This window comes from Marinobacter alexandrii (assembly GCF_005871205.1).
GTDB lineage: Bacteria > Pseudomonadota > Gammaproteobacteria > Pseudomonadales > Oleiphilaceae > Marinobacter > Marinobacter alexandrii.
In genome coordinates, this window is record NZ_SWKM01000014.1 from 487667 (window position 1) to 504269 (window position 16603).

14 protein-coding genes are annotated in these 16603 nt (G+C 54.2%); 7 read left to right on the top strand and 7 right to left on the bottom strand.

Annotated features, from left to right (window positions below; genetic code table 11):
* Positions 1–86: 86 nt before the first annotated feature.
* Together FCS96_RS15985 and FCS96_RS15990 are read right to left on the bottom strand one after the other, a co-directional pair.
* Positions 87–401: a hypothetical protein gene (locus FCS96_RS15985; RefSeq protein WP_138441372.1), complete on the bottom strand. Its 315-nt coding sequence runs from the start codon at positions 399–401 to the stop codon at positions 87–89.
* Positions 402–677: 276 nt separating this feature from the next.
* A complete protein-coding gene (locus FCS96_RS15990) occupies positions 678–1712 on the bottom strand; it encodes a patatin-like phospholipase family protein (protein WP_138441373.1) in 1035 nt (344 codons plus the stop codon).
* Between the two features lie 259 nt (positions 1713–1971).
* Here FCS96_RS15990 and FCS96_RS15995 point away from each other — a divergent pair, with 259 nt between their 5' ends.
* The 4 genes from FCS96_RS15995 (at position 1972) to FCS96_RS16010 (ending at position 7597) form a co-directional block, all read left to right on the top strand.
* Positions 1972–2196, top strand: coding sequence for a response regulator (locus FCS96_RS15995; protein ID WP_138441374.1), 225 nt, complete (start codon positions 1972–1974; stop codon positions 2194–2196).
* Between the two features lie 519 nt (positions 2197–2715).
* Positions 2716–2940 (top strand): hypothetical protein, encoded by a 225-nt coding sequence (locus tag FCS96_RS16000; RefSeq protein WP_138441375.1) that lies wholly within the window; start codon positions 2716–2718, stop codon positions 2938–2940.
* 216 nt (positions 2941–3156) lie between these two features.
* Entirely contained in the window at positions 3157–5880 is a 2724-nt protein-coding gene (locus FCS96_RS16005) for a mechanosensitive ion channel domain-containing protein (protein WP_138441376.1), read from the top strand.
* A 202-nt stretch (positions 5881–6082) separates the two neighbouring features.
* Positions 6083–7597, top strand: coding sequence for a patatin-like phospholipase family protein (locus FCS96_RS16010; protein WP_138441377.1), 1515 nt, complete (start codon positions 6083–6085; stop codon positions 7595–7597).
* Here the strand turns inward: FCS96_RS16010 and FCS96_RS16015 are convergent.
* The 3 genes from FCS96_RS16015 to FCS96_RS16025 are packed head-to-tail and all read right to left on the bottom strand — an operon-like array spanning position 7594 to position 9322.
* Positions 7594–8184: an ATP-dependent zinc protease family protein gene (locus tag FCS96_RS16015; RefSeq protein ID WP_138441378.1), complete on the bottom strand. Its 591-nt coding sequence runs from the start codon at positions 8182–8184 to the stop codon at positions 7594–7596. The genes FCS96_RS16010 and FCS96_RS16015 overlap by 4 nt on opposite strands.
* A complete protein-coding gene (locus FCS96_RS16020; protein ID WP_138441379.1) occupies positions 8181–8756 on the bottom strand; it encodes an acyl carrier protein phosphodiesterase in 576 nt (191 codons plus the stop codon). Before FCS96_RS16020 ends, FCS96_RS16015 begins: the two co-directional genes overlap by 4 nt.
* A gap of 23 nt (positions 8757–8779) precedes the next feature.
* The gene (locus FCS96_RS16025; protein WP_138441380.1) at positions 8780–9322 is read right to left on the bottom strand and encodes an outer membrane beta-barrel protein; all 543 of its coding nucleotides are present in this window, start codon (positions 9320–9322) and stop codon (positions 8780–8782) included.
* 250 nt (positions 9323–9572) lie between these two features.
* On the opposite strand from FCS96_RS16025, the gene FCS96_RS16030 reads away from it, so the two are divergent.
* Positions 9573–10985: a TrkH family potassium uptake protein gene (locus tag FCS96_RS16030; protein WP_138441442.1), complete on the top strand. Its 1413-nt coding sequence runs from the start codon at positions 9573–9575 to the stop codon at positions 10983–10985.
* A gap of 87 nt (positions 10986–11072) precedes the next feature.
* Entirely contained in the window at positions 11073–12578 is a 1506-nt protein-coding gene (glgA, locus tag FCS96_RS16035) for a glycogen synthase GlgA (RefSeq protein ID WP_138441381.1), read from the top strand.
* Positions 12579–12594: 16 nt separating this feature from the next.
* Here the strand turns inward: glgA and FCS96_RS16040 are convergent, their stop codons facing one another.
* Entirely contained in the window at positions 12595–13254 is a 660-nt protein-coding gene (locus FCS96_RS16040; RefSeq protein ID WP_138441382.1) for an alpha/beta hydrolase, read from the bottom strand.
* Between the two features lie 38 nt (positions 13255–13292).
* The gene (locus tag FCS96_RS16045) at positions 13293–14486 is read right to left on the bottom strand and encodes a lysophospholipid acyltransferase family protein (protein ID WP_138441443.1); all 1194 of its coding nucleotides are present in this window, start codon (positions 14484–14486) and stop codon (positions 13293–13295) included.
* Positions 14487–14693: 207 nt separating this feature from the next.
* Between FCS96_RS16045 and recQ the strand changes: the two genes are divergently transcribed.
* Positions 14694–16562 carry a DNA helicase RecQ gene (gene recQ / locus FCS96_RS16050; RefSeq protein ID WP_138441383.1) on the top strand — a complete coding sequence of 623 codons (1869 nt, stop codon included), beginning with the start codon at positions 14694–14696 and terminating at the stop codon, positions 16560–16562.
* Positions 16563–16603 lie beyond the last annotated feature (41 nt).

The window sequence follows — 16603 nt, forward strand, 5'->3', positions numbered from 1 at the left end:
GGACTATTGATTCACCCCCAAATGAAATCAGAGAGTTAACCCTTATAGTACTTGTTGTGGAAATTAAGTACTTGTTGTGGAATTTTTTAGCACTTGTTGTTGTCGCCCAGCAAATTCCCGTATACATCGATGACTTCACATCTAAGACTGCGCATAATGTATATTATGTTAAATGCTGTGGAGCCGTTGGAGCAGATCTCGGGAATTTCCGCCAGTTCATCGTTTTGTCTTACACGGTCCTCCAGCGCTTCAGTCTGTTCTGCTAAGTATTTGAGTTCTTCAGTGATCAGAAGTATCGGCACTCCGAAATCAGTGGGCGGCGCAAAAGCTTTAGGCTGGTCAATGTAAAGCCAGGTGAACCATACGCACAGTATGACCATCGAAATTGAAATGAGGGTCATAGCTCCTTTGAGCAGCTTGGGCAGCTGAAACCGATAACTCTTGCTCGAGCAAATCGTATTCTTTCTTCCATTTCTAGTTAGATCTCCCCTAACCCAGCTTTATTTTGAACTCTTGACCTTCAAGGTTTCCGCGAAATGCGACTGATCCTGATCCCATATTAGGTCCACCCAGAGTTGGTAATAGTAGGAAAACTCTAATCTGCGGCGCAACTAAAACAGGGATGGTTACAACCGACATCATGGATGCTTTGTGTAACGTCCCTCTCCATTGACAACTTAGCCTAATCTATTAACGGGGTTGACTCGTGGATCCTCAAACCATTCGAAGTATTTTTCGGTACCTCCAATACCTTCTTCAATCAAATCGTCTTTTTTCGGATCGGAAATATCAAAATCAACAGTTCCGACGTCGAGGGTGTTGATATAAACGGTTCTCTGCCAGTCGTCGCCATGCAGGTGGAGGTTATTTTGGACGTTCATCAAAGCACCAAAGAGTGAACGGGCGTAGTCTGTAAAATTTTCGATCGGCTTGCCTTTGATTGGCTCATCGTAACGATAGAGTCCAATTTCATCCCTTTTGTCCAGGCGCAGTCCCAGTGTTTGACAATTATATATGTAAGGGCTTCGGCCTGGCCGCTGTAGCTCCAATCGCGCATTCTCTTTGTTGTAGTATTCGGTAGTCCGAGCAGCGTTGCGATCCCTTCTCATATCGATGTAGCGTTTTCGGTCAAACAGCTTGATGGGATAGTTGAGCTGGACACCACCGTCAACGTACACATCCCTGCGCTTACCATAGCGAACGGCAGTGAAAAACAACGGGAGAGACATCGAAATTCGAACGGCAGTAGCGAGCTCCATTGACGCATGCCGCTCGGCAGAGAAGACCTCCGCATAGCCGGTAGACAAATTAGTACCCACCACATAAAGGCTGGGCCGCCCCTTTTCCAAAAGATCTCCAAATGTTGCTCTGCGACTTCCTAATCGCGCTTCTATAAGATCGCCTATCCAGCCCTTAAAGAACTCTCCCTTATGCCAGCCAAATAATTCCGCCAGCCTCACGGTGTCCCGTATGATGCCAAACGAATCATCCATGAATTCGCGAAAATCAGTTGAGCGGAGTATCTCTTGCTGCTCTGCAATGGTGTATCCCAGCGAGAAAATCAGTGCATTGATTGCTCCAGCACTTGTGCCACCGACCCTCACTATGTCCGGAAGAATGCCTCGCCCCTCAAGAATTTGCATTGCACCGACGTATGCGATGCCTTTGACGCCGCCTCCCTCAAAGATTAAATTTTTAAATTGGCTAGCCATATACATTTTCCTCCTGAAAACGCACGACCGCATGATTGAGGGCCATCAAGATCGCTACTGGCAGGACTTCAGAGAGAAACGACCTCTCACACGAGGGGGCGGAGTATTCAAAGCATAGTAAAGCCTAGTGAGATTGCTAAATACTTATATTCCGAATCTATCCGATGTGATAACAGCCAGATCCCGAAATTTACTTTAAGTTTGTTTAGCAATTTGGCGAGCCAGTCGCTGAAATTTCGTTGCTGAGATTTAGTACTTTTTGTGGTCGTCCAGTTATTTCGCCGATATCGTTGGTAACGGCCTCGAGGCAGTGCAGGCAGCCAAGGATTTCGACTATGACATCATTCTCATGGATATCTTTATGCCTGGTGACCAGGAAAAATTCCTCAGTGCGGGTATGGATGATTACCTGGCTAAGCCCCTGAACAAGAGCACGTTGATAAAGATGCTGAACAAATGGATTTTGCAGGAGGCGGGTACCTAGTAAAAGGGATACCCACGTCATGATGCTTTCTGTGCTCGTTCAAGAACCATCACAGCCACTTAATTCCCTACATCTGTATCGCACCGACGCCCAGGCCCTGTGTCTATTTTTTGATCACCATACCTATAAGCTTTCAGTGAACACTGGAGGTGAATTATGGCTACCCTTAAGTCTCTCGTTTCACGGCTCAGACTCTATCGGACACACCACGCAACCCGACGCGATCTTTCCCATCGATTGCACGGGATGAGCTCTCAGGAATTGGATGCGCTTATTCGAGACATCGGAATTTCCAAATCAGAAATGCTCGAGGAAGCAAGCCGGCCTTTCTGGAAAGCTGGGCCCGTTGATGGGTCTAAGGCCAAGTCAGTACGAACAGATCGAAAGCAGCCCTGGAGCTACGCGCTCAAGGTGCTGGTTAAAATCAGACCGCAAAGGCACTGCTCCGAGAAATCACGGATGGCAGGAACGTAGAAGTTACACTAGGGTTCTGTGCACACTTGAAAAAGGCGGAACACGATGAGCGAAAGAAAAGGACAATATTTTGGTGCCAAATGCTGGCAGCAAGGGCTAAACGTCAACGAAACAATTGCCGAAGCCGCCAAAGAGATAGGCATAGACCAGTTGTCGACGGATCCGCGCACCTGGCCACCATTCGTCCATGGTGCCGAAGAGGCTTGGCAGGATAAGAACCTGGCGCACCTTGATGAACAGGCAAGGCTGCGTGATCTGCAGAAAGCCTAATCGTTCCTGGCTATTGAGACTAATCTAAAGCATGGGTTGCTCTAATTTGGGTGGCCCGTGTTTTTTATTCTGGATCTGTGTTCACCAGTTCCTCGTCATTCTCATCCCAATAGCTAGACTTTTGGTCAGCATGGCGGAATAAGCTGTTCGCCCTTTATAGCGCTGGCCAGGATTTAGATAGACTGGGGCAAAGCAACAGAGAAACCATCCGCCGCCATGATCAATTTCCGATTGCCCACCCTGCTTTTCGCTTTCGTCGTGTCTATCGGCGCAGGTTATTCTGGCTCGGCTATGGCGGCACTCGATGACTTGCTCCCACCAGTACAGACCGAAACTGAACGATTCCCTCCTGCGGAAGATGAAGACGCCGAGACTTCAGGCGAAACAGAAGAGGCGGAAGAAGAGCCGGAACCCCAACTTGAGCCGGTCAGACCTGAAATAGAAGCGCCAGACGAACCCCTGGTGAGCTCCCTGCCCACGCCCAAAACCGCCGATATTCAGCAACAGATTCAAAAACTGCGCGACGCCCTGGACGGCCGGCAACATGCCCTCAGCCTGAGTGAACAACGCCTGGACTACGCCGAGTCACTGCTGAACCGGCTGAACAACGAATACGAAAGTTTTGAGCTTCGCCTGGAACGAGCGGGCCTGAATCTGACGGACGACTACGCGAATCTGCTTCGGCAGCGGCTTGAGCGTTTGCGGGATCAGACCATTGCTGCCGGGCTAACTAAAGGTATTACCGCCCAACTGTCAGCCGCGCGAGAAGAACAGTTGCGGTTGGAAGAGTTTGAAGCGGTGATTGAACCCGACGACGATGCCCGTGGCAGGCTCGCAGTGAAGCGTGCGCAGCTTCTTCGGCAATTACACAGCACGGTCACCAAGCATATTGAGGTACTGAACGAGTACTACAACATTGTTATTCAGCTCCAGGATCGGCTTGAAGCCTATCAGACACTGCTTCAGCAGCGGCTGTTCTGGTTGCCCAGCACCGAGCGGGTTGATCTGACCATTTTCAGCGAGGTTTTTCGGGGACTCGCCTGGTTTGTCTCCGGCTTTAAATGGGAGTCTTTGAAGGAAGCTGTTTCGGTATCGATCGATGAGAACTGGCCGCTAATGAGCCTGCTAACCGCCCTACTCCTGATCATGGCGATCCGCCGCCGGGGGCTTCGTAAGGCGCTTGTCGACACCGGCTACCACGTTGGCAATGTGCGCCGGGATCGTTGGCAATTTACGTTTTCCGCGCTCATATACAGTCTGTTGCTGGCCTTGCCGGGCGTAATTGCGCTGACCATCGGCCATTTGGCCCTGGAAGGTGGCAATCGGTTCTTGCATGCATTGTCCCGGGGCATGTCCAACGCCGCGTTTGTCGCTTTTCTTCTGCGCGGGATTTTCACCGTGGCCTACAACAAAGGCTTGGGTGAGCGTCACTTCCAGTGGAAATCAAACACGCTACGGGTGCTTCGCAAGCAAATCCCGATTTTGCTGGCGGTACTCATCCCGATCATCATTGTGATGCCAGCGATGTCGACCACCAAGGGCGCGGTATTCAGTGACAGCCTGGGGCGGCTGCTGTTTGCAGTAGCATCAATCGCCCTCGCCTTTTTCGCCCAGCGCTTTATGTCGGCGGTACGTAAGGACCAGCCGAACAGGAAAGTGCTGAAGCTCCTCCACGGGTTTGCGGTTGCCATGCCGCTCATGCTGGCTTTCATTTCACTCTGGGGCTATCACTACACCGCGGTTCGTTTTGAGGGGCTGATGTTCATCAGTCTTTGTTGGCTGGCCTTTGTCATCCTGCTGCATTACCTGGGCTTGCGCAGTCTTACCGTTCGTGAGCGCCGGATGACACTCAAGCGCGTCATCGAGAACCGGGAAGCGGAGCGTAAGATTGCAGAAACCCGGGAGGCAGCAGAAACCTCTGGTGAAGGTGTGCCCTTAAGCTATGACATACCCCAGCGGGATATGGATGACATCAGCCAGCAAAGTGAAACCGTGCTGAAGATTTTCTCGCTGATATTGGCCGCCGCCGGCCTTTGGGCGCTGTGGGACAATGTTTTCCCGGCATTGGGAATATTCGACGAAATAACCCTGTGGACTATCAGTACGGGGATTGAGGGCGAAAGCCCGGTCCCGATTAATCTCGGAGACCTGATGGTTGCCCTGGCCATCGGCGTAGGCACGGTTCTAGCCGCTCGTAACCTGCCCGGTACCATGGAAGTTGTGTTCCTGAGCCGGCTCAACCTGGAACCGGGCGTGGGATACGCCATCACCACGCTGGCAACCTATACCATCGTTTTTATCGGCATTGCCGCCGCGCTTGCCGGGCTCGGCTTCCAGTGGTCAAAACTGCAGTGGTTGGTAGCGGCCCTGGGTGTTGGCCTTGGCTTTGGTCTGCAGGAAATTGTCGCCAACTTTGTCTCGGGAATCATCCTGCTGTTTGAGCGCCCGATCCGCGTTGGCGATACAGTCACCATTGGCGGCATTACCGGCACGGTTTCGCGCATTCGAATTCGGGCAACCACCCTGGTGGATTGGGATCGAAAAGAGCAGATCATTCCGAACAAGACTTTCGTGACCCAGGATTTGACCAACTGGACCCTGTCAGACCCTATCACCCGGGTGATCGTCCGCGTGGGCGTAGCCTATGGCTCCGATGTCGATAAGGTTCAGGAGTTGCTGCACCAGGTGGCCGTAGAGAATGAACGTGTGGTTGAAGAGCCTGCACCGGCGGTATTCTGCGTTGAGCTCGGTGACAGCCAAATCGATTTTGAGGTGCGCGTGTTCGTCCGGGATCTGCTGGACTTCATGCCGTTGTCTCACGAGTTGCATTCGGCCATCACCCGCACACTGAAAGAAGCCGGCATCCAAATCCCCTTTCCACAGCGGGATATTCACATCCGAACGGAACCCCTGCGCAAGGATTCTGGCCAACCCGAGTAAAATCAGGTCGCCGCGGCATTCAGTGGCTATTTTGCCCAGCTTGGATGAGCATCCGGCAAAACTTTATTAACTGGCGGTAATAAATATTGAGGGCCATACTTTAGGGACTCGGAGGGACCGGGTAGACAACGCGAACCATAAAAGAATGACAACGCGTTAATCTTATTTCGAATTTCTCGGCGTAGGACAACGGTGTTTGCCGATGATGTCCTGGAAAAAGCAGAACGGATTCAGCCTGCAGGAACTGCGACGGTGCTTACAAACCGCTACCAGCTTTCAGAACTGGTACACGGTCGCTTTGACCCTCGATAACCTCTCTGGCGCAGAAGCCTGGCGCCAGAGCGATGCCTCCGAATTCTATGACTTCCTCGATATCCGTGCTCGCTATGAGCAACTGATCGCCCTCCTCGACGAAGGGAATCACGAAGAACTCCTGTACGTTCTGAACGAAGGCATCCATGGCAACATGAGTGGCATGGGCCGACCGATTCTATATGACCGGGCGATGACCGGTACCAAGTGCCTGATTGATGAATACGTGACGGCCATTGCCGATGCGCTCTGGGTGGTTGCCGAGGCTCCCTCGGAAAAGATTTCACTGCAGGACAAAGTCGATTTCTTCCGTCGGGCCAGTCACTGTTATGGCCGCTCAGCCCTGATGCTCAGTGGCGGTGCCGGCCTGATCTACTCCCACCATGGAGTTGTGCAAACACTCATTGAGCAGGACCTACTGCCGAACGTTATCTCAGGCGCCAGTGCCGGTGCCTGGGTGTCGGGCCTGTTGGCCATGTACACCAATAAAGAGCTGAAATCGGGCGTGATTGGGGGCTATCGCTATGATTTTCCGATACACCTGAACCCATTGCGGGTTTTGGCAGGCTTGGAACCGGGCGTTTCGCCGTTGTCGATCAAACAGTGCGCGATGGACGGGATAGACAATCACATGACGTTCCAGGAAGCGTACGAACACACTGGACGCTACATCAATATTTCAATCGCGCCGGCTGAAAAACACCAGAATTCTCGTTTGATGAATGCCATTACCTCGCCCAATGTGTATATCCGTTCGGCCATGGATGCTTCCGGCAGCGTTCCGGGAGTGGTGCCACCCGTCACCCTCTATGCGCGCGGCGCCGATGGCAAACCCAAGCCGTACCTGCCTACGCGTAAATGGGTCGACGGCTCCTTTGCTGAGGATTTGCCGGCCAAGCGACTGTCCCGGCTGTTTGGGGTCAATCACTACATCGTCAGCATGATCAATCCGGTGGCCGTGCCATTTGTCGATGATCCAAAGCTGCGCACGCGCCGACGGATTCGCACCGTGGCCAATACCATGATGACCGATGCGGCCACAGATCTGCTCAGTGGCCTGGAGCACTGTCTGACTCGAGTGGGAGTTTCGTTCATCAGCCCGGCTATACTGATGGCGCACGGGGTGTTGAATCAGAGCTATACGGGCGATGTGAATATTATTCTTGAGAAAAGGAACTTCTACTGGCGCAACGTGCTGTTCAGTTATCACGGGGATGAGGAAATCGACAATCTCGTGCTCGCTGGCAAGCGCAACACCTGGCCTAAACTGGCGATGATCCGCAACGCCACTATGATTGGCCAGGAGCTGGATACCATCCTGGATTCGCTTGATCAGAAGGAATTTGGAGTCAGACCAAATGCCGGAGAACGTCGCAGGCTGACGCTACCTTCGGTGCCCTGTTAGTCCACCCGGGCAGCAATTTCCTCAAGCGTATTGTACTCACACTCGCGCTCAGCGATGAAGCTGTCGGCGGAGTCAATGAGGATATTGTCGTCACGCATGAAGCGACGGCCCAGCAACACAGGATATTTAAAGTTACCGCGGTCTGTTAGTGAGAACTGGGTTTCGTGCACAGCCCCTGCAATGCAGAAATCCATCTTTACCACGTACCGGCGTTGGGAGGGGGCGCTCTTGCGCTTGATGAGCACGGTGCGATGCACAGGGCGTTCAAATTCCAGGATGACGTCTTCGTGCTCAATACTGCCTTCGCTGGGCTGGTCTTCATGATCGCCCAGTGGCAGTTGGAACTTCACCCATTCTTCGTCGCCCTTCTTGAATCCTTCCACGTTCACTGCGTGTAATGAAGAAGTCTTGGCCCCTGTGTCCAGGCGAGCTTTCAATCGTACGCTGGTTTCATTCATGACCAGCCACTCAACGAAGCCGAGGGTTTCCGGAACAGATTTGTCCGAATCCTCAGACGCTTCTGCTAATGCGGCGCCCGCCGGCAGTGCCAGGGAAAATGCGAGTGCCAGTGAAGCCATAAGTTTCATTCAAAATCTCCTGCAAAGCATTGTAAATCTGGGAAAAAGCGAAGAAACCGTTTTTCCAGTTCAACGTCATTTGCCCGGATTTCGTCAATCATTCCGGTAAACTCATTGGCGAACCGAATGCGTCCTGCCACGCGATCGAGGGCGTAACCAATGCTCTCTAAATCCCGGTATGCACCGAACCAATCGTGCTCCACCATGCGTCGCGTCACCCTGGCCATTTTCTCGGGCATAAGGTGCTCATTAGACTGAAGTTCCTGGTAAATAAGCCCGACAAAGATATCACGATCGATCTGGCTAAAACGTTGCCAGTGTCTTAACAAATAGTGATCGTAAAGAATGTCGAGGGCAACGCCGGCGAACCGTCGCCGTTGCTTCGAAAAGATCGCCTTGCTGGCAAGGACCTCGGGGTGCTGGTCGGTGAAACTGTCGACCGCCCTGTGGTGGTAGATGCCCTGCTGCACGGGAGCCGGCAGCAGGGACACATCAATACCCCGGGTAAAATCGCCAAGAATACTGCCCACTCTAGCCTCGGGTGAATCCGGTGCGAGAAAGACATGGGCAAGGTGATTCAAGCAAACTCCTGGCGATTAAGGGATTAGAAGTTGAACTGCACGCCAACTCCAAGACCGTCTACGGTAACGTCATCGTCGTCATAGTAACGCATGTACTCAAGGTTACCAGAGACATTACGAGCGAACTCCATGTTCAAACCGACACCGTAAGATACGTCGCTGTCGTCGTCGGTAACGGTGTTGAACGGCCCTTCTGCCTCAACTTCAACCCGGGTGAAGCCAAGCACCGCGTAAGGCGTTACAGGGGATTCGTTGACGATGTTGAACGTGGCATAACCACCAAAGAAGTTGTCGACGGAATAATCGATACCACGGACGCGATCGTCATCCACGCCAAATCCGCCCCGGGCTTCAAAGCCCAAAAACGGAGTGGCCATGACCCCAGCCTTGGCCGAGAGCGTGCCCACATCGGCGTCATCGCCTCCGGCGTCGAGACTCATGAAGGTGTAGTTAAGGCCAGTGTAAACCCCACCAACACCGGATTTGTACATGTCTTGAGCGTTCGCGGCACTGGCGACAAAAAGGCCTGAGGCCAAGACGACGGCAAATGAACGTGAATGTTTCATTGCTTGTTCTCCTTATCGAGCAAAGTATGGCTCTCTTTAGAAGTTGCACCAATAACACGGGCAATACCAGAGCCCAGATCCCCATTTACCCCTTCTTTACAGTGATTTAATGCTCTGTTAATTCGCACACCGTAAGCGCCGTTTTCTTGCGGAAGCCGTCACCCACAGGTATTCTGACGCCGACTCTTGTTTCAGCTGGCCTGAGCATTCTTTGAGAAACCTCTATCCCGTAATCTTCATTGTTAGTGTCATGTTTGTGCTTTTGAGCATTTTCATGACGTTACCAGTCATTTTTCTGGCAGGTTCTATCGCGCCGAACGCCTCGGCGTTTGCAGAATCGGCCAGTATTGTCTGTGGCCTCGGGATTCTTGGCATCGTTACCACCTACCGGCAGTCTCGCGATTTGAAGCCCCGGTTCATGTTTGTCCTGACGGTTTCCAGTTGGTTCATTCTCACCCTGTGTTCCGCGTTGCCGTTTTACCTCAGTGGTAACGACATCTCCGCGCCGGATGCCTTTTTTGAGGCGACCTCCGGCATAACCACCACCGGGGCGACCGTGCTCAGTGGTCTGGATAGCATGGACCAGGATCTGCTCCTGTGGCGCTCTATTCTGCAGTGGATTGGCGGTATCGGCATTATCGGCATGTTCGTTGCGGTCTTGCCGTTTCTTCGGGTCGGCGGCATGCGGCTTTTTGCCACCGAATCCTCGGAGTGGACGGATAAGGCCCTGCCCCGGATGAAGACCCTAAGCCGAGGGCTGCTGGTGGTTTACGTGATTTTTTCCATAGTGGCGGTGTTAACCTACTGGGTCTCGGGAATGACCCTTTTTGATGCCTTCAACCATGGCCTGACCAGTATTGCCACAGGTGGGTTTTCCACCTCTGACATGTCGATGGGCAAGTTCAGTGACCTGATCCTGATGGAAGCGACCCTGTTCATGATTCTAGGCAGCCTGCCGTTTTTCCTGTTTGTTCGGGAGATGCATGGCCAGCATGGCGTGCTGTTTCGTGACCAACAGGTGCGCTTTTTGCTCACGATACTGCTGCTGATTCCGGCGGTACTGACGCTCTATCGGTGGGCGGTCTCGCCGGTACCCTTTGATCCGCTACACAACTACGCCTCTACTCTGTTCAACGTAACCTCGGTAGTGACCACCACCGGCTATGCCTCTGAGGATTACTCAGCCTGGGGCCCACTGGCCTTCGTGTTGTTTTTCTTCCTGATGTTCATCGGTGGCTGCTCGGGCTCAACCTCCGGTGGCATGAAAGTCTTCCGCTTCCAGCTGTCGATCATCATCCTCAGAGAACAGCTGATGCGCTTGCTGCATCCTCGTGCGGTATTAACGCGGAATTACAATAGCCGGGCAGTCAGTGACGAAATCATCTCGTCCATGATCGCCTACAGTTTCATCTTCCTGCTCTGCCTGTTGGTGATTACGGTGGCACTCGCGGCCATGCAGCTGGACTTCATTACCTCTTTGTCGGGCGCCTTGTCCTCGCTAACCAATGTCGGCCCCGGGCTGGGTGACATCATCGGCCCATCGGGGAACTTTGGTCCCCTGCCGGATGGCGCCAAATGGGTGCTCTCAGTCGGCATGCTGATGGGTCGCCTGGAAATCCTCAGTGTCATTATCGTGCTGTCGCCCGCCTTCTGGCGCAGCTAGGGCTATTATTAAACAAGCACTATCTAAACGAGTGCTATCGTTCAGAGCCCTGCCGCCCTAGTGGGTGGTTAAGTTAAGGTCATCGTCATGACCCGTGTCCTGTTCGTCACCAGTGAGGTTCATCCGTTGGTCAGAACCGGCGGATTGGCCGACGTGTCCGCCAGTTTGCCTGAGGCGTTAGGCCATATTGGTTATGACATCAACATCCTGTTACCCGGCTACCCTGAAGCCCTGAAGCTAACCCGTGACACTGGGGCTCTGCATAAAGCCCGTCTGTGGGTCGACAGTTACGATGTGAACTTATGGCAGACTCGATTACCGGGCACCGCCGTTACCCTTTGGGTAGTGGACTGTGCCCAACTTTTCGGTCGCTCTGGGAACCCCTACACGAACTCGAAGGGACAGCCCTGGAAGGATAACGCCCGGCGTTTCCAATTGTTTGCCAAGGTAGGGGCCAAGATTGCGCTCGGAAAGGCCGGGTTATCGTGGACACCCGAGCTAGTGCACTGCAACGACTGGCAGAGCGCTTTGCTGCCAATCTACCTGGAATTGATTCCTGACCGTCCCAGCACGGTATTCACTATTCACAATCTGGCCAGCCAAGGCCTGTTCCCACGCGATACTTTCAGAAACCTGGGCCTACCTGAACACCTGTGGAGCTACGATCTACTGGAATTCAAGGGACAGCTTGCGTTCATCAAGGGCGGCCTGGTGTTCAGTGACCGAATCACCACCGTGAGTCCGGCCTACGCCGAGGAAATCCAGCATCCCGAATTTGGTTGCGGCCTGGAAAACCTGCTTCACCAACGCCGTCATGAACTGGCGGGTATTCTTAACGGCATTGATACGCGCACCTGGAATCCTGAAAACGACCCGCACATCCCTCACCACTTTGGCTCCGAGGATATCAAGAGCAAACGCCTGTGCCGCTTTCAATTGCAGCGGGACCTCGGGCTGGAACAGACCGAGTCCCCACTCTTCTGCTTTGTGGGTCGGCTAGTTGAGCGAAAAGGCCTCGACTGGCTTCTGGACATATTACCGGCGCTGTTTAGGCGAGGCTGCAAGTTAGCTCTACTGGGAGACGAGTCAAGCCATAGAGAGCCAGGTACTCAAGAGTCGGGCTCTGAGGAAAGGAAGTATGAGGGAGAGCTGGCCAAGCTGGCACGGCAATGGCCCCTGCGGCTGTCAGTCACCTTTGAGTACGATGAAGGCCTGGCCCACCGCATAACTGCGGGCAGTGACATGCTCCTGATGCCCTCACGATTCGAACCGTGCGGGTTGAACCAGCTGTACAGCCTGCGCTATGGCACTGTTCCGATCGTGCATCAGGTCGGCGGGCTGCGGGACACCGTCTTTGATGCCTCTGACAGCAGCAGCAAGCGACCCAACGGCTTCTGCTTTGATATTCCAGATGCCTCGGCTTTTCTGGCCACCATCGAACGGGCACTGAGATTTTATGAAAATCGAAGGGCGTGGCGCCGGCTCCAGGAGAACGCCATGACAGGCGATTATTCCTGGAACCACAGCGCCCGACTCTACAGCGATCTGTACCAGAACATCCTTGCCGAACGGCAGCACGCCATTTGGGATTAGCCTGGCATGGCTTGCTTCAGAGCGCGTGCTGCCGGATAAATCGACCAATGTCGACGATTTCTTCCAGACAAACGCTGTGCTCCATCGGGAACGTCTGATAATTCGGGGCAAACCCCATGGATTTCAGGGCCTCCACGCTTTGTACCCCGAGCGATTCCGGCACCATGGGATCAAAGGTGCCGTGATAGACGGAGATAGGAATCCCGGCGTTGGCGCTGGACGGCTTAACCGTCTTGGCAGTGGCAAAGTACGTCGACAGAGCCAGCACACCGGCCAGTCGGCGGGGGTAACTCAGGCCCAGTTCGTAAGCAACAGCACCGCCCTGAGAGAAACCAGCGATGACGATCTTCTCAGACGGAATACCGCGCTCGATCTCGCGGTCCACCAATTTACCAACAGCATTGGCGGAAGCCATCAGTTGTTGAGTATCCACGACGCGGTCGATATCCATGGCCTTGATGTCATACCACGCGGGCATGCGCATGCCGCCGTTAATGGTTACCGGAAGCTCGGGGGCGTGGGGAAAGATGAAGCGGACGGCCGAACCTTCGGGTAGACCCAATTCCGGCACTACAGGTTCGAAATCATGACCACTTGCTCCCAGCCCGTGCAGCCAGATGACCGCAGCTGTTGGATTCGGAGCGGTTTCCAGTTCAATGTAATCAAGATCCTGCACTCAACACCTCGTTAACGTCGGTAAATAAATGATTCGTGTTATTCCGGGTTCTGTTCGTCCGAGTTCGCTTCCAGCGCCGTCACCACCGGGTTCGCGTACATATCCAGAAGGTACGGACGGATGGCCGGATCACAGGCGTCCAGGCGCCGATCCATTTCCGCCTCGGCGGCCTCCATTTCGGCCGGTGACCAGGCCTCGGCGGTCACCACGGTGTCGGTGACCGTCTCAGGTGTCGCGTGGGCATCGGGATGTACGCCGCGAGCATGGTACGCGACCAGATTCGAGGCATGCAGGTGGTAGTTGGCGTGCATTTCCCGATCAATCAACGCAGACATGGCCTTGGCGTCGTCCGGCGCGTTCTGGATGGGTTTGCCAAAGTGGACGTGCACATGGCCCTTGAACCCGGTCAGACCTTTCATGATTTGATCTGTGTCTTCGCCCTCAGCCTTGGTGTAGTTGCCATTGCGAGCACGGGCTTCCAGTTCCCGGGCCTTGTCTTGATCGCAGGGGTCATATTCATAGGCAATCGAGACCGGAACTACGTGCAGCCTGTTCATGGCTTCTGCAAAACTGAGCCCACTCTTTTTGCGGCTCATGTAGAACATCTTGATGATGGCGGGATCGGTGAAGTCGAGGCCGTCTTTGGCCCGACCTTCCCGCTGTGCGATCCAGATGCTGTTGTTGGTATCGATACTGTGGTTAATAAAGCCAGAGAGCGTTAAATAGGCATCCCGCATCTCACGAGGACTTGTCATGTTTCGACGAACCACAAAGCTCTTGTTCAGTCGCATCATCTCCGCAAACACGCGGTTGGCCAGCAGGTTGTCACCAATGGCGATGCGCGTAGTGTGGAAACCATTCTCGAACAGCAGGTAGTTCACCACCATCGGGTCAAAAACAATATCCCGGTGGTTGGAGATAAACAGGTGTGCGCTGTTCTTGTCGAGATTTTCCAAGCCACTGACGGTAACGCGTGAAGTGGTGCCGTCCACCAACTCGCCAACGTAAGATGACAGTCTGGCTTGCAGGTCATCAACCCGGTGGTATTGGCCAAAATGGTTCGCCAACCAGCGCCTAATAAATACCCTGAGCACTGCCGGAGCCCAGCGGGCAAGTGCCGGCGATTTGAATCGGCCGACCATATCGAGAAATTCCTGATCGTTTACCAGGCGCTGAATGGCCGGGCCGGTCTCTTCGTCCGAATACGGACGGATGGCATCAAATTCCTGCATGGAAGCCCTGTTATTATCGGTGTCTGTCACAGAATTCCGCTAAACGGTGATTCAAAAACGCGGTATTGTAGCGTTTCTCAGGTTACTTTGCCTCCATCCCCCGTCATTGGGTTTCGCCACCCTCGCCAACGAATCTGGTATCATTCCCGCCCACGCAATTTGACCCTGCAATCCTGCCGGCATACACGTCGGTTAACCGGTTACCTTATGCATTTTGAACAGAACTTCGAAGAACTGAGCACAGAGCGCCCGACCACCTCTCGCAGGGATCCCGAACAGGTGCTCCACGAGGTATTCGGTTACGAAACTTTCCGGCCGCTGCAGGGCGATATCATTCGGGAAGTGGTCGATGGCCGCGATGCCCTGGTGCTAATGCCAACCGGGGGGGGTAAATCCCTTTGCTATCAAGTTCCGGCCCTGGTTCGGCCCGGTACCGCCGTGGTCATCTCGCCGTTGATAGCCTTGATGCAGGATCAGGTTGCAGCGCTGAAGGAGCTGGGCGTTAAGGCGGCATTCCTGAACTCGACCATGGACATGGAGCAGGCGCGGGCCACCGAATACGCGTTGGCAACGGGTGAACTTGATCTGCTGTATTGCGCGCCCGAGCGATTGATTCAGCCACGCACCATTGACCTGCTGCACGACGCATCTATCTCTCTGTTCGCCATCGACGAAGCTCACTGTGTATCCCAGTGGGGCCATGATTTCAGGTCTGACTACCTCCAGCTCAGTATGCTGGCCAACGAATTTCCGGCTGTGCCGCGCATAGCACTGACCGCCACCGCCGACGAACGCACCCGTAAGGAGATTGCCGAGCGGCTGTCCCTGACCGAAGCGCGGCACTTTGTCAGCGGCTTTGACCGCCCGAACATCCAGTATCGAATTGCGCCTAAAACTAATGCAAACAAGCAGTTGCTGGACTTTATTAAAGCTGAACATGACAGCGAGTGCGGCATCGTCTACTGCATGTCCCGCAACAAGGTGGATGCAACCGCCCGCATGCTGGCCGGTAAAGGCTACACCGCTCTGCCCTACCATGCCGGTCTCCCGTCCGAGATCCGGGCGCTGCATCAGGAACGATTCCTGCGCGAAGACGGTGTCATTATTGTCGCCACCATTGCCTTCGGAATGGGCATCGACAAGCCTGACGTTCGGTTTGTTGCTCACCTCGATCTGCCCAAGAGCCTCGAGGCCTACTACCAGGAAACCGGTCGTGCCGGCCGGGACGGAAAACCGTCAACGGCGTGGATGGTCTATGGCCTGCAGGATGTCATCAAACTGCGCCAGATGCTGGAAGCGTCACAGGGCAACGATCAGTTCAAACGGGTAGAACGGCAAAAGCTGGACGCCATGCTTGGCCTGTGCGAAGTAACCCGGTGCCGGCGTGAGGTGTTACTGCGTTATTTCGGGGACACTCAGGACGAGCCCTGCGGCAATTGCGATACCTGCCTGAACCCTCCTGAGACCTGGGACGGGACCGTCGCGGTCCAGAAGGCATTGTCTTGCGTTTTTCGGACCGGCCAGCGTTTTGGTGTTACCTACCTGATTGATGTGCTCCGGGGCTCGGAAAACGAACGAATCCTGCAGTCGGGCCACCAGGCAGTGTCCACCTACGGGATTGGCACCGAGCTGTCAGTAAACGAGTGGAAGTCGGTGTTCCGGCAACTGGTGGCCAATGGCTACCTGCGCGCCGACCCCGAGGGCTACGGCGCCCTGCAATTAACGGAAACCTGTCGCCCCCTGTTAAAAGGCAAACAGCCCGTTGAGCTGCGCAAAGATCCAGTGGTTAAGAAAACTTCGTCGAGAAGCCAGGGCAGCCGCAATGGTGCGGCGATCCGCGATCAGATTACCGATCAGGCCGGCTGGGATGCCCTACGGGCGTGTCGTAAGGATTTGGCCGACAAGCAAGGGGTTCCGCCCTACGTTATTTTCCACGACGCCACCCTCTTCGACATGCTGGAGCGCAAGCCCCAGTCCCTGGACGAGTTGGCGGAGGTTAGCGGCGTGGGCGCCGCTAAGCTGGAGAAGTACGGCGCCATTTTCCTTGAAACGCTGTCCGGTCTGGAGCGCTCCTAAGCGCTCCGTTTATCACTATCCGCTAACAACTCTTTTCACAG